The sequence below is a fragment of the Ulvibacterium sp. genome (assembly GCF_965228935.1).
Lineage (GTDB): Bacteria > Bacteroidota > Bacteroidia > Flavobacteriales > Flavobacteriaceae > Ulvibacterium.
In genome coordinates this window covers 3895807-3914434 of sequence record NZ_OZ245846.1, presented here as the reverse complement: position 1 = coordinate 3914434, position 18628 = coordinate 3895807, and the positions used below count along the sequence as shown (strand labels likewise).

The window sequence follows — 18628 nt, the reverse complement described above, 5'->3', positions numbered from 1 at the left end:
CATGAATCATGATTGTAAAGCAGGTTCTTCCATGGGAAGCAATTGATAAAGTGCGCGTAATCCACGTCTGCCCTTTAGGGCTATTTGATGTTCCCTACATTCCACTTTAAGGGTCACTCTTTGTTTCACTTCCTCACTGATCAGGTAATGGCTACCGATCGTTTTGTTCGCCTGCTCGATTCGAGCGGCCGAAATGACCACATTTCCGGTAATACTGAACTGTTTTCTCCCGGAACCCCCTACATTGCCCATGACGGCAACACCGCAATCGATGCCGATGCCGATTTCCGTCTTTGGTATTTTTCCAAGTCTATTGATTTCGGTGAGTTCCTTGAGTATTTGAATTCCCGCATCCACCGCGTTCTGTACGTCATTTCCAAAACTCTTCGGAGCCCCGAAAGTCGCCATGAATCCATCACCCAAAAGCTGATTGATATTTCCATTATGGGTTTCTATGGTGTCGATCATAAATCCAAATATAGCATTCTGATACCGGTTGATCTCTTCCGGTTTTAATTGGGCCACTATGGGCGTAAACTCTCGAATATCCACAAACATAACGGCCACAAAGGCTTCTTTTACCGCTATGGATTCCCCTTTAATCAGGGTATCGGCAATATCCGCCGATAATTGTTCCTGTAACAGTCCGGCCACCTTTTCATTGGCCACGGCCAATTCATTTTTGGCTTGGTTAAGCTGACGATTGGCTCTAATTTTATAGCGGTATAGGATGAACACGCTAAGGAGTAAAGCAAAGACCAGTGCCAGGACGATCATAAGGTTTCGCTTTTTCCTGGCTTCCTCTTCACCGATCAACCGTTGTTGTTCAAGGGACAGCTTGCTGATGTCCTTTTCTTGCAATAGTACGCGTATCTCAAGCTCCTGATTTTGAATCTGGTTTTCCTTGTCCTGGAGCGCCAAGGCATTTCTTTTCTCTTCTTCGGCAATGGCTTTTTGAAGTGATTTGTAGCGTTCGAACAAATTGGCCTGCTCAATACTCAATCCCGAATTTTCTATGGCCTGCGCTTCGGCCTTCAGTGTTTCCAGACGATCGTTTTCCAGGGGTTCCGCAACTACTTCCTCTTCCAAGGGTTCCACAACCAATTCCTCTTTGATATGATTGACGATTAAGGTAGAGTCTATTTGGACGAGCCAGGTTTGATATTGGGCCTCCAACTCCTGCAGTGCCGCCTCATCACCCAATTCATCCAATAGGTGGGAGGCCGTGTTATAGTGTTTGAGGGCGGAATTGATATTCCCTTTTCGGACGGCGCTGGTGAACAACTTCCGTTCCATATTCGCCTTTACTTGCTGGGTACTCCGGGAAAACTGATCCGCGACTTTTTTACCAGGCTTCAAACTGCGCAGCCATTCCTTGGTTTCCGGGAATTTAACCTCCATCAAGGCGGAATCCAGTAGGATCCGGCGCGTCTTCAATTCATTTCCCAAGTTCGTGTCCAGAATGGTATCGTGAATCGCGTAGGCTTTGACCCAATGCTCCTCCGATTCCAAAAACCGCCCGCGATCAAATTGGGAGAGGGCTAGGTACCCTTCCGCCTGTTGCCACAGCTTACGATGATATTCGCTTAATGCTGACCGGTCCGAAAAGGTCCTGTTGGCCAAACGCACCGCTTTTCTGATCGTTCTCAACGCTTTTTGCGGTTCCTCATCCCGTTGCTGGAAGTACGCGTCAATGAGGAGTTCCAGTTCCTCGATATCAGGTGGTTCTTGTAGATCCGCTCCCGCTGAAATTAGGGGAATAGGTACGCAAAACGTATAGATAAACAAAATTGCCCTCCGAAAGGCTCGCGAATACTGCATATCGCAAAAATAAGAAACGTAAGCCTATGTGTCGACATTGAATAAGGTCGCCTTGGGGCTTATCTGCGGCCGTCCAAATCTAAATTAAAGAGGCCAGATCATATAAATTGATAGGTAATGGAATAACCTGTAATCCATAACCAAAAACATTGGGATGTAATAAACCCGCTAATCCACGAAATTATCAATCTACCTAAATAATGACTTGATCCAATGGCCTTCTTAAGGATCTTGGTAGCCTAGGGCCATAACCAAAACGTACCAACAAATCTGTTCGTCTTTCTCCAATATTGAAATAGTTTGCCAATTGTTTTCGTACTTCCGGTACTTCCACGGCCTGATTAACAAAGGAATGCTGTAATCCCAATGCGGTAGCCTGAAGGGCAAAACGCTGGTAGCTTCTTCCTGCCTGTATCCAATGCGTTATATCGTCTTTTTCGGAGATAAAGGCAATTACCCCCGCAGCCGTCCTTAATTGGTCCCTGTATTTTTCATTCTCAATTTTTTCAGTGAACGCAAGGTCAAACACCCAGCCGCCCAACCAATCGGGGAAAGTTGGATTGCCGGAAGTCGCCGTAAAAAGTCCATCTCCATATTTCATGGCGGTAGCTGGGTTAAATCGCAACCAATCCTTGAGTTCCTGAACAAATCCACCGTCCTGCATTTGATCGGTATTTCCTGCAACCACATACTCTAGAATCGTTTCCATATCATTTTCGCTGGTAAATATTCGGGTTGATATTCCATCGCATTCAGTGGCGACCTCCAGGATCTTGAGCTCGTGTGGTGATACCTTCTTCCCATTATAAGCGGCTCTCGTACACTGTCTTTTGGGTATCGCTTGGAACAATTCGGACCTGACCGATGGAACCTGAGCAAAAGCTATCCGAATGACTTCTTTGGCCTTATCATGGACCGTGATGTTGGCATATAACCCAAACGCCATTGCCGCATGCGCTATATTTTCGGCGGCGCATCCCAAGCTGGCATAAAGATGGTGGTCATCTGGATCCACGGACGGGCAACGCCTCTTGAAATCAGGAAGTATGGTTATGCTTTGGTTTCCGATTTTGAACAGCCAAGGTTGCGTGTTATGACTGTTAGCGGCCAAAGTGCCATATCTAACCAGTTCTTCCATCACTTTATTACTTGATAGGGATACCGTATTCGTATGCCGCCATGTATCGGCTACACGTTGCCCGTATGTATCGGATTGATGGTTACCCTGTATTTGGTAAGCCAATCCACTTGCGGCAATGGTGCCCATTCCCGCTAGGGCCATGAATTTTCGTCTTTTCATTTTCGGATATCTTTAAAAATGCCGTCCAAGTCTTAATGAAATTTCAGGAGGAAATAACGGCGTTTCAAACCTGCCGGAATCAACCGGTACCTTTGTATTTCCCGTTTCGGAACCAAAGGATCCTTTTATGGATTGGTATCGAGTGCAATTCTCAACTCTTTGGCCCAACCATCAAAAGCGGCCCTGGTATAACCCATTCTCGAAAAGGCCCGTGGTTTAAAAGGGCTGCCCATTTTCTTGTCCACCATAGTGGCTATCACCTCATTTGTTTCCGAATCCAGAAATTCTACTTCAATCACGGCCCCACCCATATCGATAGGGAAAAACGCCACGGCCATGGCTGGATAATTGATGGTCGGACTTGCCGGGATTATCTCGGTTATGGCTGTTCTAATCCTTAAGACATCCGGGCCGGGGGCAATGACGATAGGATACTTATTGGCCAATTTTTTCTCAACGGTATTTCGAAAGTAGTCCGTCAGTTTCTTTGCTTTTTCCGAATCTATTTTTTTGTCCTTCGCTTCCATATGGTCATACAGAACAACAGGGTCCAGCATAATCTTCCGGTATTGACTCCAATTAAAGTCTTTCTTTTCCCACCATTGCATACTTCGGTCCCCATTTTGATCCGCTCGAAGCCTAGAGTAGTCTTCCAGAAAACCAGAATTGGAAGGTGATTTGGTTGTAGCGCAGCTAGCCAAGAGGATAATAAAAACAAATGATAGCATCTTGGTCATCGGATTCTTGGATTTTTGTGATTTTTTCATCGGTTTACGGTTTTAAGTGTTTAATTCACAAGCAAAGCTAGAGCGTATTTTATCCAATTTCATTGACAACTGTTAAGAAATCATTTGAAGGAGTTCGCACGAAAATCCGGTTGAATTCGGTAGGTGTAATCCTTTAAAATCACCTTACTTTTAATCTAGCCCTCTTCCTTTAAGGCATGTGGATAAGGTAATGGCTCTTTGGTGGGTTGATCTCATTGCGTAAGGCTACGACGTATTCTGCTTAGGGATTCCGGCTTGATTCCCAGATAGGTGGCAATGTGATATTGCGGGATCCTTTCCAATATTTTGGAGCTGTGTTTCATAACATAGAGGTAGCGCTCCCGATTGTCCATGGTTTGAAAAATGGTTCTTCCTTTTGCCATCTTCATCAGTCCCTCTTCAAGCAGCAATCGACCTATTCTTTCCATTTTGGAATACTTTTCATAAAGATGGTATAAGTGTTCCTTGGATATCACCAGCAGCTGGGTAGGTTCATTGGCAATGATATCAATATCTGCCGGGGTCTCGGTTAGAAAACTTTGCAGGTAGGCCACAAATTCTCCTTCAAAGGCAAAATCAATGGCAATAGGGTCTCCTTCCGGACTTATCTGTAAATAGATCAAGGATCCTTTTTCAATATAGGCTATTTGGCGACATACCTGGCCATTGGTAAGCAAGCTTTCCTTCTTCTTAAGCGTAACGGGTTTAAAATGGGATATGATATCCTCCACTTCCCAATCGGAAAAACTAGCGAGTTGTAGCAAGGTATCCTTTAGTGTTTCCATAATTGGCAAGGTAGCGAAATGAATCAAGTATAAATACATAATATACCGGTATATCTTTAAGGGAAACGTTAATGGCCGTAGCCATGCCATTTCGGCGAAGTAGGCTACCCTATTTATGGGTCAGGTAAAATTATTGTCACTTTTATTATTAGTTTTACCTAAACACCTAGCCTTTTATTTATGAACCTAAATATCAAATCAAGGAAACAACACACATACGACGCTATCGTTGTGGGGACTGGTATAAGTGGCGGTTGGGCGGCAAAGGAGCTTTCCGAAAAGGGCTTAAGGACATTGGTCCTGGAGAGGGGAAGAATGGTAAGGCATCTTGCGGATTACCCTACAATGAATCTGAACCCTTGGGAACACCCTTATGGCAACCGATTGACGCCTAAGGAACGCCGGGAAATCTATCCCGTTCAAAGTAGGTCATCCTATGCCGTTGATCAGTCAACCAAACATTTTTTTGTCAAGGACAATGAAAACCCGTATGAGCAAAAGAAACCCTTTCTTTGGACCCGGGGATATCAAGTTGGCGGAAGGTCACTCATTTGGGGGCGATGGGCGTATCGCAGGGGAGATTTGGAATTCGGTGCCAATGCCCGTGATGGCGTTGGTTTGGATTGGCCGATCAGATACAAGGATATAGAGCCCTGGTACGACTATGTTGAGTCGTACATTGGTGTTAGTGGATCACGTGACGGATTACCACAAGTACCCGATGGGAAGTTTCTCCCGCCTTGGGAAATGAGCTGTTTGGAAAAGCATGTGGCAGGTAAAATTGAGGAACATTTTGATGACCGTAAATTGACCATAGGAAGGACGGTTAACCTTACTAGGCCCCATGGGGGTCGTGGCCAATGTATGGCCCGTAACAAATGTAGAAGAGGTTGTCCCTTTGGGGCTTACTTTAGCAGTAATTCGGTAACCTTGATTGCCGCTGAAAAGACAGGCAACATGACATTGCGGCCAAATTCGATTGTGCATACCCTCCTGTATGAAAAGCAAACCAAAAAAGCCTCCGGGGTACAAATCGTGGATGCCGAGACAAAAGAGACCATAACGTACAACGCCAAGATCATCTTTCTATGTGCATCAACGCTTGGCAGTACCAGTATTCTGCTCAATTCGGTTGCCCATAGTTTCCCGGATGGTTTGGCGAGCTCGAGTGGGGAGTTGGGGCATAATCTAATGGACAATCATTTCCAGGTTGGTGCCTATGGCACGTATGACGGTTTTGAAGATTCCTATCACAAAGGCAGGCGTCCGGTAGATGTGTTGGTGCCTCGATTTCAAAATCTTGACGCCAAGACGAAAAGGAAAGACTATCTACGAGGGTTCAGCACCTATGGCTGGTCAGGTCGTGAGGGATGGGATAGAGGTTTCGAAGGTAATGATTTTGGGGCCGAATGGAAGAATAGTCTAACCAAGCCCGGTCCTTGGACGTTTACATTTCTAGCCTTTGGCGAGTGTTTGCCCGATCATAAGAACAGGATATATTTGGATCACAACAAGCGAGATCCTTGGGGACTGCCTATGTTGGTAACCGACATGGAATTTGGTGAAAATGAATCCGCCATGCGAAAAGAAATGATGACTTCCAGTGCAGAAATGCTCGATGCTTCCGGATTTAGGGATATCCATACGTATGATGATCCAAGTGAGCCTGGTTTGAGCATACACGAAATGGGTACGGCAAGAATGGGCGAAGACCCAAAGACCTCCGTGCTCAATAAATGGAATCAGGTACACGATATCCCGAATATTTTCGTGACGGATGGTTCCTGTATGAACTCCAATGGATGGGGAAATCCTTCACTGACCTATATGGCACTCACGGCCAGGGCATGTGACTATGCCGTAGACCAACTTAAAAAAGGCAATCTATGAACTCGGATAAAATTAATAGAAGAAAGGCCTTGGAAAGGACTTCGATATTAGTGGGAGGGGTATTGACTACTTCGCTCTGGACAGGCGCACTTGGTGGCTGTGAAGCACCCAAGGAATTGAACTGGTCGCCAAAATTCATGACCAAGGACGAGGCAGTGTTAACGGAAATAATCGTTGATATTCTCATCCCACGTACTGAAACCCCAGGAGCATCCGACGCCTTGGTTCATCGCTTCATAGACGAAATGTTGTACGGGTATTTTGATCCGGCAGAACAAAAGACCGTTAGAGATGGCCTAAAAGAACTTCAAGGGATGGGATTTTCAAATTTGGGCAATGATAAAAGAATTGAGGTCTTACAGGATTTATCCAGTGAAGTGGAACGGGAAGGCCCTGAGTCCTTTTTCCAAATTATGCGAAGCACCACCTTATTGGGCTTTTTTACCTCTGAGGTAGGGGCTACCCAAGTATTGTCCCACGATCCTGTTCCCGGAACTTATGAGGGATGTATTCCAATTAACAAGTATGGTGGCAAAACTTGGTCTGAAAGTTAGTAGTACCAGTTATTCTTCAAAAATTTCTTCTAAAAACTTCATCAAAAAAGGTAATGAAACCGAAGAATGAGATTAGGTGCCAGCCAAACTCATTCAAGATTCACGAGCACCCATTTATAAATGAAAATGGCGCGAGTAAATATTTGTTTAACGAGCTGTAAACGAATCCTTCGAAGCTTGAAAAGCGAAGAAGGGGAGTAGGGGAGGGTAAAGCCTGCCGGTTTACATACCTTTGGTATGCAGGCGTGTGTGTGGAATGGAAAGCTAGACTAAATACCTTTTTCAATGTTTAAGGAAATCTTCATAACTGCCTCTTTGAGTTCCATAAGAATAGGACAATAATTTTGCCTCTCAAAATCGGTATTGATACAATGCTTAAGCGTCAGAACCGATTTTGTAAATGGTTGCTACTGACCAACCTTTAATTGACGTGCTCTAATGCTGGTACCATTACCATCGCCGGACCATGACCCCCAAGCGGCAAATAGAACGCCGTCTGGTGCAGCGGCAATGGCCGGAAAGACTTGATAGCTGTCCGTGTTGGTATTTACTTGAAACATATCCCCATTGAGTGTGCCTGTATTTAGCAAACGTCGCCCATATATTTCATCGCTACTATCATTTGATGAAGCATCTGCTTGCCAAACGGCAACAAAACCACCCCGGTAGTCGTTGACAATTCCAAGATTTTGATTGCCACTGGTGTTTTGGCTAAGTATAATTTCATCCGTTAAGGCAGTGCCATCACTGTTGTAGATTCGTGCCGCGATATCACTAGCCAAGGTTTGAGCGCTGCTACATTTCTCCGGATCTTCAAGATGTTCCCAGACAATTACAAACTTTCCATCTGCTTGGGTAGCAATATCCGGGTTTTTTTGATCACAGATTTGGCGCGTGTTAACTTGCTCTTCCATGGTCATTAATGCATTACCTTCACTGTCAAAGCGCTTAAAAACGATTGCGATTCTTTCGTTATCAATGTTTAGACTCTCCCAAACCACTATAAAACCACTGGGTACCGCTGCGATTCTAGCCGTATTTTGCCATCCATTTGTAACGGTATTTACGCGAAATTCACCGTTACTTATGTCATTGAAGTTATCATCGTAAACCCGGGCGTAGATTTCACCTGCCTGTCCATCCTGGTCTGCACTTTCCCAAATAACCATCAAGTTTCCATTACTGTGGTACGCGGCATAAGCCTGATCTTGATCAGAGTTCGTTTCTTCATTAATTCTAAATTCGCTACCAATCGTATTGCCAGAGCTGTCATATCTTTGGGCGTACACCCCAAAACCGTCACCATCCTGATTTTTGCTTCGCCACAAAATGATATGTGAACCATCATCTGCAACGGCAACCGTGGGTTGGCTTTGAGTCGACTCGGTTTCTGTGTTTACCACAAATTCATCACCCCGTTTGGATCCATCCGAATTATACCGCTGGGCAGCTACCGCAAGGCCATCGTTATCCTGCCCATCGCTTTCCCAAACCACTATGGCCTTGCCATCTGGAGCAACAGCAACTTTAGGGTAATTCTGATTCTTGTTTGTATACGAATTGACTTGAAAGTCGTCACCAAGAGGAGAGAAAGTGTCACTACTTTCTTCACCATTCATCGCATTATCGCCTTCATCATTGAGCGTATTATCGTTTTCGTCAGTCGCATCCATATTGTTTTCGTCAATCATCTCATTAGCGTCGGTAGAGCAGGAGGTGAATACAAAAACAAGGTAAAACAGTACAAAAGCTAGTCTTTTCATAGTCCTTTAACGTTAAATCCTATGAAAATTATTCATGCCTATGTGTCGTTCGTCGAAAAATCGAAGAGTGTGCTGAAATTCTTGCAGTTCATCGATAAATAGCATAGCTATATGCAATTTGCTACATAATATTCTTTGCGTTTTGATGTACTGCGTGTAAATGGTAAATTAAAATGTACAACTAGTTAATATTGAAGTTTTTTACAACTAATTGAATCTTATTTTGTTGATACATGTTGTAGCCAGTTATTCTGTGACCTCCAAATCTTGTCTTTTTATGACTTTGCCTCCAATAACAACTTTCTCTATGGCATCATAGGCTTCAATATCCAGTAAAGGGTTTTTAGCCATCATAATTATATTTGCTTTTTTTCCGATGGCCAATGAGCCAAGGGAAGAATCCAAATGAAAAGCTTTGGCATTGTTAAATGTAGCGGACGCCAATATTTTATGTAAAGGGACTCCCGCTTCTTTCATCAATTTAAGCTCCCAATTTCCATTATGACCCGGTTGATTGCCATAAGTAGGGGCAGATGGAGTATCCGAGCCAAATAAAATTAGACCATTATGGTCAGAAAGGTATTTTAAGGCTAGCATTGCATGAGCTTGTACATTATCATAGATTGTATGAACCTCTTCTACAGTAAGTTCATTAAAAATTTCTTTGGCGAACCATTGTGCCTCTTCCGTTTTATACCATTCAAGTAAATCTTTGGGGACTACCTTTTCTAAGCCGGGCTGATCAAGAAATTCAGTATCAACCAGTGCTTTCTCTCCTTCAATGACCGTTAAGGTGGGGGTATAGCCTATTTGTTTTTGAATTTGTAGATCCAATGTTCTTTTTATTTCCAATGGAAGAGAATCTGTTGGTACATCTTTGTACTTTCCCCAGTTCCATATGCCATGCGCTATAATGTCCACTCCTATATCCACCAAAAAAGAATGTGCTTCAAGTGAATTGGCGTGAACTGTTAGGACAAGCCCATTGGAATGTGCTTCCGTAAGCAAATCTTTCATAATGCCTTTGGTTGGAACAGGCAACCCCATCATACGTCCAAAACCTGATTCATAATACGATTTTACGGCGATGGCCCCAGAATTTTTGATGCGCTTAACAACTGCTCTGGGGGTATGATCGGCAGGATCATATTTATCCGGTATATTTTCTGCCTGACTTTCCATATATATGAAATTTGGCACAGCATCAAATCGAAATTCTTCAGGTGTAAAATTCATGGGGTAACCATTGGCAACCGCAGCTCCAGAATATCCAACATGATATAAATCGGGTTTTACTTCTTGTTTGTTAAAAGAAGTGATAAGTTCTTCTGATATGCCCCCAAGGTCAATAAGTGTGGTAAAACCATAGTATAAATAGCTTTTGGGCATTTGGCTTTTAAACGCAGTGGCCAGTTCAGGGTATTTTTCTATATGATGGGGAAGCATTCCTTGCACCCCTGGAATATGAACATGACTATCGATTAAGCCTGGAATTATGAATTTTCCAGTTCCATCGATCTGTTCAAATGTTCCACTTATACTTGGCTTATTTTTGCCCACATAAACAATTCCATCTTTTTCAACCACTAAATGACCTATATAAGGGCGGTAAGTGCCATCTTCTGTTGAGATTATGGTAACATTCGATAGGTATACCCCTTCCGTAAGATTTAGTTGTTTTGTATTGTCCTTACAAGAGCACAAAATTGTAACAAGGAGAATAGTAAGTAATTTTTTCATTGATCAGCTTCTTTGGTCCTTTAACTGAATAAGATTATATCCTAATTGTTCTTTGCCGATTGGGCATGGTTTAATCTTATGGAAATCAAAGGTGTAATTGTGTATACTGTATTTTGTATTGCTCTTGTTGTTTTTCTATAAAGACGTAAATAGAATACTAATGGTTGCCTGTGTTTGGAATCTTGTAAGTTCACCGACAGTACTGGCAAATACAAACCTTTGGTCAATATTATGACTAATTACAATATTATGATTAATTATATGTAGGTCAAAAATGACTATTTTATACAATGGAGTAAAAATTCAGAACGATATGTTTGGGGATTCAAAACTATTTATGTCCATAAACAAAGAACATGTCTATAATGAGGTCTATCCATCGGATGGCCTTGATGATTACGTGTCCCTTTATTTTAAGGCAGAGAACCTTTCCAATAAACCACAACCGATGACCATTTGCCCCGATGGTTATTTTAAGCTCATTATTCAACTATGGAATGGTAAGACAACAGCGTATTTCCTAACGGGAATATGGGCCAATGAAATAGATATTGTAATCCCGCCAAAGGTCACCACCTATGGAATTAAATTCAAAATAATCGCGTCCGAAATCATCTTCAAGAGGGAGATTGCCTCCATTCTGAACAGTGTTGAGCAAAAGAGGACCGATTATCTTGGAATTGACAAAGTTGATTTTGGAGCATTCGAGGATGTTGTGAAACAACTGGAGAGCGTCCTATTAAGTAAACTTCCCGCAAAAGAACAGATAAGGGCAAACAGGATACGATTAAGTCAATTCCTTTACAGTAATCATGAGGACATCCAAGCGCGGGAAGTGGCCCAACAAATCCATTGGTCACAAAGGGAAATCAATAGGTACCTGAACAAGTATATCGGTATTTCCCTAAAAAAGTACTTGAACATCAGAAAATGCTATCGTTCCTATTTAACGATAACCGAAGGTGAGTTTTTCCCTGAAAAAGGCTTCTTCGACCAAGCTCATTTTATCCGTGAGGTAAAGAAGCATACGGGTCAAACGCCAACGGCCTTGTACAAGGGCCAAAATGACCAATTTATACAATTGAGAAATATCAAGAAGCTATAGGTTTGCCAAAACCATAGCCATGAGACGACTTAAGCAGGAAATCTATTTTCCGATCATTGTTGGTATCCATTTTATTTTTTGGGCCATAGACCTTTACTTCTATCTGGGATCTTTCAAAGAGGTATCGTCAGATACCATGTTCTTTGGAGAGTTAACGGACGTAACTTGGAATAATCCGCACCGCATACTAGGTGAAGTGTTCTCATCCTGGGTAGTGACCGTATTCGCCTTTAACTTTTTGATGGCCACACGTGCCCGATGGGTAGAGAACCTTTTCGGCGGCCTCGACAAAATGTATTTGATACACCGCAGGTCTGGAGTGATTGCCGTATTCCTTTTGCTGGCACATTTCTTTATTGTGCCTAGGGATTTGGTAGAGTTCAATCCCGGAAAGCCCTTGGGCTTTTATGCATTCGCACTTATTATTATTGGGGTTATCCTATCGGCTGCCCCGATTTTCAAAAGAAAGATACCCTACCACAAGTGGATAAACTTTCACAAGCTGATGGGGGTTTTCTATGTAATGGGTGTTGTACACGGAATGATGGTGTTGAGCCTTATCAAGGAACTTCCCATTACCAGGGTCTATGTTTTCGGGATGGCCTTTATCGGTATTGGCGCTTGGTTCTACCGTGCCTTTCTTTTTGGTCTCTTTAACAAGAAACTTCACTATAGTGTGAATACTGTTAAGGACTTGGGTAACGGGATTACCGAATTGGGGCTTGTGCCAAAAGGCGAAGAACTTGAATTCAGGGCGGGACAGTTTGCCTTTTTCACTTTTCCAACTGTAAACAAAAGGGAGCAGCATCCCTTTACCATCAGCAGCCATCCCCATGATAAAGGTCAGCTCCAAATAACCATCAAAGGTCTAGGGGATTTTACCAATGGATTGGCGAGTAAGCTCAAGGAAGGGGATGATGTGCGAGTAGAGGGGCCCTATGGAAAGTTCACCACGGCCCATTCCAAGGAAAAGGAACAAGTTTGGGTGGCCGGAGGAATAGGGATAACGCCGTTCCTATCGCTTATAAAAGATTACTATACGAATAAAATCACCCTTTTTTGGTGCGTTGCCAATGAGGACAAGGCCCCATATAGAAAGCGATTGGAAGAGGCAGCAAAGAACAATCCCATGTTGGATTTTGTCCTTTGGCCATCCGATAAACGAGGGCATATCAATATTGACGATATGAGCATTCGTGACCCACAAAAGAAAGTTTATTTCATCTGTGGACCGGAACCCTTGAAAAGAAGCCTTTTCAAACAGCTCAAAGCGGAGGGTGTCAAAGAACAGGACATCCACGACGAAGAATTTGCATTCAGATAACAACTATAACCATATGGAACAAAAAGAATTCAACCCGATTATCGAAGCCGTAGTAACCATACGGCAGTATGCCTTGTCGGTCTCAGACAACTGGTCATCCATGAAAGCCCTGGGAGCTGTCCTGAAAGAGGATATGGACAAGGCGACCGGAATGATCAATATTTACGGCTTGGATGCCACAAAACAACAATGGGCCAGTGAACTCATAGATTACAATGCCTCAAAATCCCATTTGGAGGACATCATGCAATTTGTCATTTCCAGGATAAAGGAAAAGTCCACTGAAGGGCTTTCTGCAAGATGGAACGATTATCCCGGGCATGTTTCCACAATGGAGGCCTCTTATGAAAAAATGAAGGGACTTGGTCAAACAAGCCTTCCCGAAAACAAAAGAGGGGCATGGGGCGAGCTCTGGAAAGGAATCATGGACTCACATAAATCTATTGGTCGTGAGGCAAAGGCGATTGGAATACAATTGGGACTTATGAAAAAATGTACTCCCGATGAAATTGACGAGCTGAGCGACACCATACTCAAGAACATCCCCTCAAGCTATTCGACCGATGATGCGCATAAATATACCGAAGAATACATGGCGGCCTACGAGCAATTAAAGAAAGAAGCATCCCAAAAGAAAACCCTTTGGGACAGGTTCCTCGATATCCTGGCAGGTGGAACCCAACAGACACCCGCCCAGAGGGTGATGATGCAACGATGGGTGGATGGGGAAAAAGGGGATGCCCATTAATTTGAACAATAACCACAATATACGATCATGAACAAACCGATTTACCTTACCCTGAGCGGCGTCGCCATGCTAGCAGTGGGTATAACCTTATTGCTGTCAACTTCCATCGGAGTGGGAACCTCCAAAATCTTGGTACCGCTTTTCCTTTTCATTTCCGGAATACTGGCATTTATCTTTTCCCAGGTCAACGGACAACATAAAGTCGCAAAAACGTTCCACATGCTCCAGGGCATGGGATTGGTTTCCTTTGCGGTATTGATAGCGATTTGGCCCGACACTTTGGATATGTTCCTGAAGCTGACCACCTATTTCATTATGGCGTATGGTCTTTTCGAGATCGTGTTCGCCTTTTCCGTACTTCGGAGCAGTTTTAAAGTGGACAAGTCCATTTTGATGACCAGGCTCGTGGTCGGGGCAGTAAACCTCATTGGCTCCTTTGTCCTCTTTATGTCGCTCCTTAAAAGCACGGCTTCAGGTCTTACCGTCGCCGGTTTTCTCATAGTGCTCGGCGGGCTGGGCTTCATCATTTTTGCCAACCGTATCAAGAAAATCGATCCGTCATACTAAACACACATGGAACGACTCCCAAATCAATTTTACACAATGTCGGGTTATGGAAAAGTTTATCTGTTCTATAATGTACCGCGCCGCCTGACTGAAATGAATCCATTCATTTCGGGCAGGTTATGCCTGTCCGCCGTAGTGATAACGGAGGCGGGTGACTTTGCTTTGGTACGTCATAAAAAGAGAAGGTCTGGTAGACCTTTTCTTTTTTGAGCGAGATGGTACGTTGGCCAAGTTTGTACTGCACTCGCTGAAAAATTTCTTCTCCAAAAAAGGTAATGAAATCGGAGAATAAGATTAGGTGCCAGCCAAACCTATTCAAGATTCACGAGCACCTATTTACAAATGAAAATGGCGCGAGTAAACACTTTTTACACGACCCGAAGAGCTTGTCCGCCGAAGCTATGGCGAAGGAGGATAGGAGGGGAGGGTAATGCCTGCCTGCCGGTTTACATACCTTTGGTGTGCAGGCAGGTTTATTCATAGGCTTGTTTATTGTTTTTTAAAGGAATTCATGAATGCTTCGCATTTGTGGCTTGACACACGCGAGAAAAAGGAATTACCCATATCTTTGTACGGAAAAAAAGCGTACAATTATTTGTATGGTACGGAAATTGTACGTACATTTGAAAAAAATAATCATGGAAACAAAAGCGATTAACGAAGAGAAAGCCCGATTCGATACTAGACTTCCTAAGAAGCAAAAAGTGTTTTTTGAGAGGGCAGCTAGTTTAGGAGGCTTTCGCAGCCTGACTGATTTTGTTATATCTGCTACTCAAGAAAAAGCAAAATTAATTGTTAGCGATTGGGAAAAAGTTATTGAAAGTGAAAAAGATAGTGAAGTTTTCTTTGATGCTATTGTTAATGCAGGTAAGCCTAATGAAAATTTAATTGAAGCTGCCAAACACTACAATGAATCAGTTTCAAAGTGAGTTTCCTAACAGAAACTTTAGATAGTTCTCATATTAAAAAGGAGTTTTCTTGCGGAAAAGAAATGCTCGACAATTATATTCAGAAACAAGCAAGCCAAGATGTCAAAAGAAAATTATCGGCTTGCTTTGTTTTTGTTGGGGAAGATAAAATAGTACAAGGATATTATACCTTGTCAAATAATGGGATTCCTCTTGAACAGGTTCCCGAAAGCTTTAAAAAAAAGCTTCCTAAGTCATACGCTTCAATTCCAACAACTTTATTAGGAAGGTTGGCAGTTGGTAAGAAGTTCAAGGGAAACGGTCTTGGAAAACTACTCCTAATTGAAGCACTCAAAAGGAGTTATTTGATTTCAAAAGAGATTGGGTCATTTGCCGTCATTGTGGATCCAATCGATAAAGACGCGGAAAACTTCTACACAAAATATGGTTTCATAAAGCTTCCTGACAGTGGTAAAATGTTTTTACCTATGAAGACTGTTCAACAACTATTTTAAATATATATATGTGAGCAAGTGCTTGGAAATTTACGCGCTTTCTCCAACGCGCCATCTCGCTCATGTTTTAAAAGGTCTACAACACCTTCCAAAATAAATGCCGTGCGAAGCATTCACGAATACCGATTTAATAAAATGTAAACCGCATGAGTAATTGCGTATAAAAATAAATGCTTTGGCATTTACTTTTTATGAAAGCAAAATGCTGTTGGCCGAGCGGCAACCCGCCTGAATGAAATGAATTCATTCAAAATTGAGTTCTTTGAACATTATCAAAAACATTTTGGAAGCAGAAAGTCCTTTAAGTGAAACAGAAGATTTTCATGCTTCTGCTCATTTGGACGATTTCAAAAATGAATGGAATTCCGATGATAATTTGGAAAACGACAAAAATTTTAGGAAAAAAGTGTTTTCACTATTTAAACTTTGTTTTGTTGCAGGGAAACCGGGAAAAATTCCTAAAATTATCTTCTCGAAAGAGAAGTTTTACGAGGCACTTGAGGAATATAACGCCAATCGTCAAAAGATACTTTCAAAATGAAATTAGATTGGCAATATATTAGTTTAATTGAACATTTAAACGTTATATTACGGCTATTAGGGAGTTAATGTTGGAACTATTCTTAGGAATAGTTTATTTTTTGTACTATAATGTACAGCGTTATGTAACTTTGCTTGGGTAAAGCAAAGATTTACTACCAAAAATTCCCTTAAATTTTTCTACCAAAAAGTTTCTTTTCAAAAGACAACGGAATACTTGTTTGGTTAAGGAACGAAACCAAACGTGTATGGAGTGGAAGGGTAGAGTGGAACTTCTACTCCCTCATATCTTTACTATTGGAATATTTAGGGTTTTTAAAGTAGCCATACTCATTCTTAATATCATTTACTTGTGCTATGAATTCTTCATCTAATTCAGGTATATCCAAAAAAGCTAAATCATACCACAATCCATCTTTTTCTGCACTTCCAACACCTATACCAATTATTTTTTCTGTATTTGGATTCTCGAGCCTTGCAACCATACACCTCATAATAAGTTCCTGTTTTTTATTCTGCCAATTTTTTTCATTTAAAGGCATAAATACGTAAGTATGATTTTTACCTTCTAGGGTTTTCAACATTCTGGCATTCACGCCAACTTTTCGCGCATTTTCGAGAATCATTCCCAGTTCTATCCTTTCAGCTCTTTTTTCTAAATTGATATGTTTTAAAGCTTCTTCCAAATTATCTCTTTCTAGTGTACCATTTTCTAAAGTGATATGATAATCGTACAAGTTTTTAATCATTCTATCCCAAAAAAAACTTACTTGAATTTCACTCTGCCACTTCAAATATTCTAATGATTGTACATAACTTTCCCATAAACCTGAATCGAGAACAAAAGAATTAGGTTCCATGTCGAATTCGAACTGTGTATCAATATAAAACGCTAAAAAATCAACTTCTGAAGCTGCAAAAAGATATTTTTCTGGAATGAATTTTTCCTTTGCTTCTAGATAATTAACAAAGTCAGTTATAGTATCTAATTCATTTATAATCGTTATTGTCGATTCCTCGTCAAAAACATGAACAAATCCATTTTCAAAATTGCCCATTGGCAATGGAAATTTTTTAGGGCTTCCAAATGCAACAGCTATTTTAAATACTTTTCTCGACTTTTTAGAGGGTAATTTTATATGTGTACTTCTGTCTTTTGCAAGAATTTCAGTTTTATCCTCAATAAATCTTGCTGCTCCATTTGCTTGCTTTGCAGAATCGTGGACTGCTTTTTTCACCCATCTTTTGTATTGTACTTCATCTTCACTATCATTCGAGACACTGATGTCTTTTACTGAAATAATAATGATATACTTATCGCAAACTACCAAAACATCACATAGTTCTTTATTCTTCTTGCCAATTGGGTTGGGAAAGCTCCAAAAGGGTAGAAAAGACTTTTGGCATAAATCGTATACAAATCTTTCTGATGGGGTCATTAAATGGTAGAAAAAGAATTTTGCAATTATAATACTACATTTCCATATATTCTTGTGGATTTCCGTAATTAATCACTTGTTAAAATTAACTACATTTGGAATACGAGCTTGAACAATAAATCATCCTAAATTTTCAAGCAAAAGCTACTAGATATTTTCCTTGATATATCTAGAACTTCTTCATATAAATAAAAAAGTGAATATTGGAAACAACTAAAGAGGCTGACCCAAGACCGATTAATAAAAAAGAATTTCTAAAAGACCTAAGGGATTTTAAAGACCTCAAACAAGAAGAGCAAAAAGAGGTATTTAATCTTGCTTGGGATTCTAGAAAATTTGAAATAGAACTTTACTGGAAAAGGGCAGTATATTTTTGGGCGTTCCAAGCCGTGGCCTTAGCAGGTTATTTTACAATCTTATCTACAAATTACTTTGACGAAAAACTGCACTCACTTTTTTACGTCAATTGCCTTGGGTTTATAACTTCTCTAGGTTGGCATTTGATAAACAAGGGCAGTAAGTCGTGGCAGCGTCACTGGGAACAAGTCGTAGATATTTTAGAAGATATGGTAGTTGGTAAATTGTATAAGACTGTAACAACCAATAAAACTTTTAGTGTTTCAAAAATAAATGAATTGATTAGTCTCTTTTTTACTTTAATGTGGGGATTGAATCTGCTATCCCAATTGTACAATAGTCATCTAGATTTTTCGGGAGAAATTGATTATAAAATTTTATTTCCATTAACTATTACTGTTTATATAAGCTATCAAATGTTTTTTGGTAAAGGAAGAGGAAGGTTCAAAGAACGTGAGATAAATCTTTATAGAAGGTCAATTAAAACCAAATGAAATTTTGATAA

The 18628-nt window shown here is 41.3% G+C and carries 17 protein-coding genes; 10 read left to right on the top strand and 7 right to left on the bottom strand.

Going from position 1 to position 18628, the window contains the following annotated elements; genetic code table 11:
- Nucleotides 1-6: 6 nt before the first annotated feature.
- From ACO06Y_RS16615 to ACO06Y_RS16600, 4 genes are all read right to left on the bottom strand, one after another.
- On the bottom strand, nt 7-1821 hold the full coding sequence (locus tag ACO06Y_RS16615; RefSeq protein ID WP_422080126.1) for an adenylate/guanylate cyclase domain-containing protein: 1815 nt from the start codon (nt 1819-1821) through the stop codon (nt 7-9).
- A gap of 193 nt (nt 1822-2014) precedes the next feature.
- The gene (locus ACO06Y_RS16610) at nt 2015-3121 is read right to left on the bottom strand and encodes an Acg family FMN-binding oxidoreductase (protein WP_422080125.1); all 1107 of its coding nucleotides are present in this window, start codon (nt 3119-3121) and stop codon (nt 2015-2017) included.
- A 125-nt stretch (nt 3122-3246) separates the two neighbouring features.
- A complete protein-coding gene (locus ACO06Y_RS16605; RefSeq protein WP_422080124.1) occupies nt 3247-3888 on the bottom strand; it encodes a DUF3313 domain-containing protein in 642 nt (213 codons plus the stop codon).
- 212 nt (nt 3889-4100) lie between these two features.
- Entirely contained in the window at nt 4101-4673 is a 573-nt protein-coding gene (locus ACO06Y_RS16600) for a Crp/Fnr family transcriptional regulator (protein ID WP_422080123.1), read from the bottom strand.
- 180 nt (nt 4674-4853) lie between these two features.
- Between ACO06Y_RS16600 and ACO06Y_RS16595 the strand changes: the two genes are divergently transcribed.
- Both ACO06Y_RS16595 and ACO06Y_RS16590 read left to right on the top strand, forming a co-directional pair.
- A complete protein-coding gene (locus tag ACO06Y_RS16595) occupies nt 4854-6563 on the top strand; it encodes a GMC oxidoreductase (protein ID WP_422080122.1) in 1710 nt (569 codons plus the stop codon).
- Nucleotides 6560-7117 (top strand): gluconate 2-dehydrogenase subunit 3 family protein, encoded by a 558-nt coding sequence (locus tag ACO06Y_RS16590; RefSeq protein ID WP_422080121.1) that lies wholly within the window; start codon nt 6560-6562, stop codon nt 7115-7117. Before ACO06Y_RS16595 ends, ACO06Y_RS16590 begins: the two co-directional genes overlap by 4 nt.
- 407 nt (nt 7118-7524) lie before the next feature.
- Here ACO06Y_RS16590 and ACO06Y_RS16585 read toward each other — a convergent pair whose 3' ends face one another.
- Both ACO06Y_RS16585 and ACO06Y_RS16580 read right to left on the bottom strand, forming a co-directional pair.
- Nucleotides 7525-8880 carry a hypothetical protein gene (locus ACO06Y_RS16585; protein WP_422080120.1) on the bottom strand — a complete coding sequence of 452 codons (1356 nt, stop codon included), beginning with the start codon at nt 8878-8880 and terminating at the stop codon, nt 7525-7527.
- A gap of 246 nt (nt 8881-9126) precedes the next feature.
- Entirely contained in the window at nt 9127-10620 is a 1494-nt protein-coding gene (locus ACO06Y_RS16580; protein ID WP_422080119.1) for an amidohydrolase family protein, read from the bottom strand.
- Between the two features lie 274 nt (nt 10621-10894).
- On the opposite strand from ACO06Y_RS16580, the gene ACO06Y_RS16575 reads away from it, so the two are divergent.
- The 7 genes from ACO06Y_RS16575 (at nt 10895) to ACO06Y_RS16545 (ending at nt 16328) form a co-directional block, all read left to right on the top strand.
- On the top strand, nt 10895-11725 hold the full coding sequence (locus tag ACO06Y_RS16575) for a helix-turn-helix domain-containing protein (RefSeq protein ID WP_422080118.1): 831 nt from the start codon (nt 10895-10897) through the stop codon (nt 11723-11725).
- Nucleotides 11726-11744: 19 nt separating this feature from the next.
- Nucleotides 11745-13049, top strand: a complete 1305-nt coding sequence (locus ACO06Y_RS16570; RefSeq protein ID WP_422080117.1) for an FAD-binding oxidoreductase — start codon at nt 11745-11747, stop codon at nt 13047-13049.
- A 13-nt stretch (nt 13050-13062) separates the two neighbouring features.
- Nucleotides 13063-13797: a hypothetical protein gene (locus tag ACO06Y_RS16565; RefSeq protein ID WP_422080116.1), complete on the top strand. Its 735-nt coding sequence runs from the start codon at nt 13063-13065 to the stop codon at nt 13795-13797.
- Nucleotides 13798-13824: 27 nt separating this feature from the next.
- Nucleotides 13825-14364, top strand: a complete 540-nt coding sequence (locus tag ACO06Y_RS16560; protein WP_422080115.1) for a hypothetical protein — start codon at nt 13825-13827, stop codon at nt 14362-14364.
- 638 nt (nt 14365-15002) lie between these two features.
- Nucleotides 15003-15293 carry a DUF1778 domain-containing protein gene (locus tag ACO06Y_RS16555; protein ID WP_422080114.1) on the top strand — a complete coding sequence of 97 codons (291 nt, stop codon included), beginning with the start codon at nt 15003-15005 and terminating at the stop codon, nt 15291-15293.
- Nucleotides 15290-15787: a GNAT family N-acetyltransferase gene (locus ACO06Y_RS16550; RefSeq protein ID WP_422080113.1), complete on the top strand. Its 498-nt coding sequence runs from the start codon at nt 15290-15292 to the stop codon at nt 15785-15787. The genes ACO06Y_RS16555 and ACO06Y_RS16550 overlap by 4 nt, the downstream gene beginning before the upstream one ends.
- Nucleotides 15788-16049: 262 nt before the next feature.
- Nucleotides 16050-16328: a hypothetical protein gene (locus ACO06Y_RS16545; protein WP_422080112.1), complete on the top strand. Its 279-nt coding sequence runs from the start codon at nt 16050-16052 to the stop codon at nt 16326-16328.
- A 274-nt stretch (nt 16329-16602) separates the two neighbouring features.
- Here the strand turns inward: ACO06Y_RS16545 and ACO06Y_RS16540 are convergent, their stop codons facing one another.
- Nucleotides 16603-17766 (bottom strand): hypothetical protein, encoded by a 1164-nt coding sequence (locus tag ACO06Y_RS16540; RefSeq protein ID WP_422080111.1) that lies wholly within the window; start codon nt 17764-17766, stop codon nt 16603-16605.
- 203 nt (nt 17767-17969) lie between these two features.
- Here ACO06Y_RS16540 and ACO06Y_RS16535 point away from each other — a divergent pair, with 203 nt between their 5' ends.
- Nucleotides 17970-18617, top strand: a complete 648-nt coding sequence (locus tag ACO06Y_RS16535; RefSeq protein WP_422080110.1) for a hypothetical protein — start codon at nt 17970-17972, stop codon at nt 18615-18617.
- The last annotated feature ends 11 nt before the right edge of the window (nt 18618-18628 follow it).

What these genes read in the sequence shown, in the direction of transcription:
- ACO06Y_RS16615 (WP_422080126.1), bottom strand. Translation starts at nt 1,821, where the DNA reads ATGCAGTATTCGCGAGCCTTTCGGAGGGCAATTTTGTTTATCTATACG.
- ACO06Y_RS16610 (WP_422080125.1), bottom strand. Translation starts at nt 3,121, where the DNA reads ATGAAAAGACGAAAATTCATGGCCCTAGCGGGAATGGGCACCATTGCC.
- ACO06Y_RS16605 (WP_422080124.1), bottom strand. Translation starts at nt 3,888, where the DNA reads ATGAAAAAATCACAAAAATCCAAGAATCCGATGACCAAGATGCTATCA.
- ACO06Y_RS16600 (WP_422080123.1), bottom strand. Translation starts at nt 4,673, where the DNA reads ATGGAAACACTAAAGGATACCTTGCTACAACTCGCTAGTTTTTCCGAT.
- ACO06Y_RS16595 (WP_422080122.1), top strand. Translation starts at nt 4,854, where the DNA reads ATGAACCTAAATATCAAATCAAGGAAACAACACACATACGACGCTATC.
- ACO06Y_RS16590 (WP_422080121.1), top strand. Translation starts at nt 6,560, where the DNA reads ATGAACTCGGATAAAATTAATAGAAGAAAGGCCTTGGAAAGGACTTCG.
- ACO06Y_RS16585 (WP_422080120.1), bottom strand. Translation starts at nt 8,880, where the DNA reads ATGAAAAGACTAGCTTTTGTACTGTTTTACCTTGTTTTTGTATTCACC.
- ACO06Y_RS16580 (WP_422080119.1), bottom strand. Translation starts at nt 10,620, where the DNA reads ATGAAAAAATTACTTACTATTCTCCTTGTTACAATTTTGTGCTCTTGT.
- ACO06Y_RS16575 (WP_422080118.1), top strand. Translation starts at nt 10,895, where the DNA reads ATGACTATTTTATACAATGGAGTAAAAATTCAGAACGATATGTTTGGG.
- ACO06Y_RS16570 (WP_422080117.1), top strand. Translation starts at nt 11,745, where the DNA reads ATGAGACGACTTAAGCAGGAAATCTATTTTCCGATCATTGTTGGTATC.
- ACO06Y_RS16565 (WP_422080116.1), top strand. Translation starts at nt 13,063, where the DNA reads ATGGAACAAAAAGAATTCAACCCGATTATCGAAGCCGTAGTAACCATA.
- ACO06Y_RS16560 (WP_422080115.1), top strand. Translation starts at nt 13,825, where the DNA reads ATGAACAAACCGATTTACCTTACCCTGAGCGGCGTCGCCATGCTAGCA.
- ACO06Y_RS16555 (WP_422080114.1), top strand. Translation starts at nt 15,003, where the DNA reads ATGGAAACAAAAGCGATTAACGAAGAGAAAGCCCGATTCGATACTAGA.
- ACO06Y_RS16540 (WP_422080111.1), bottom strand. Translation starts at nt 17,766, where the DNA reads ATGACCCCATCAGAAAGATTTGTATACGATTTATGCCAAAAGTCTTTT.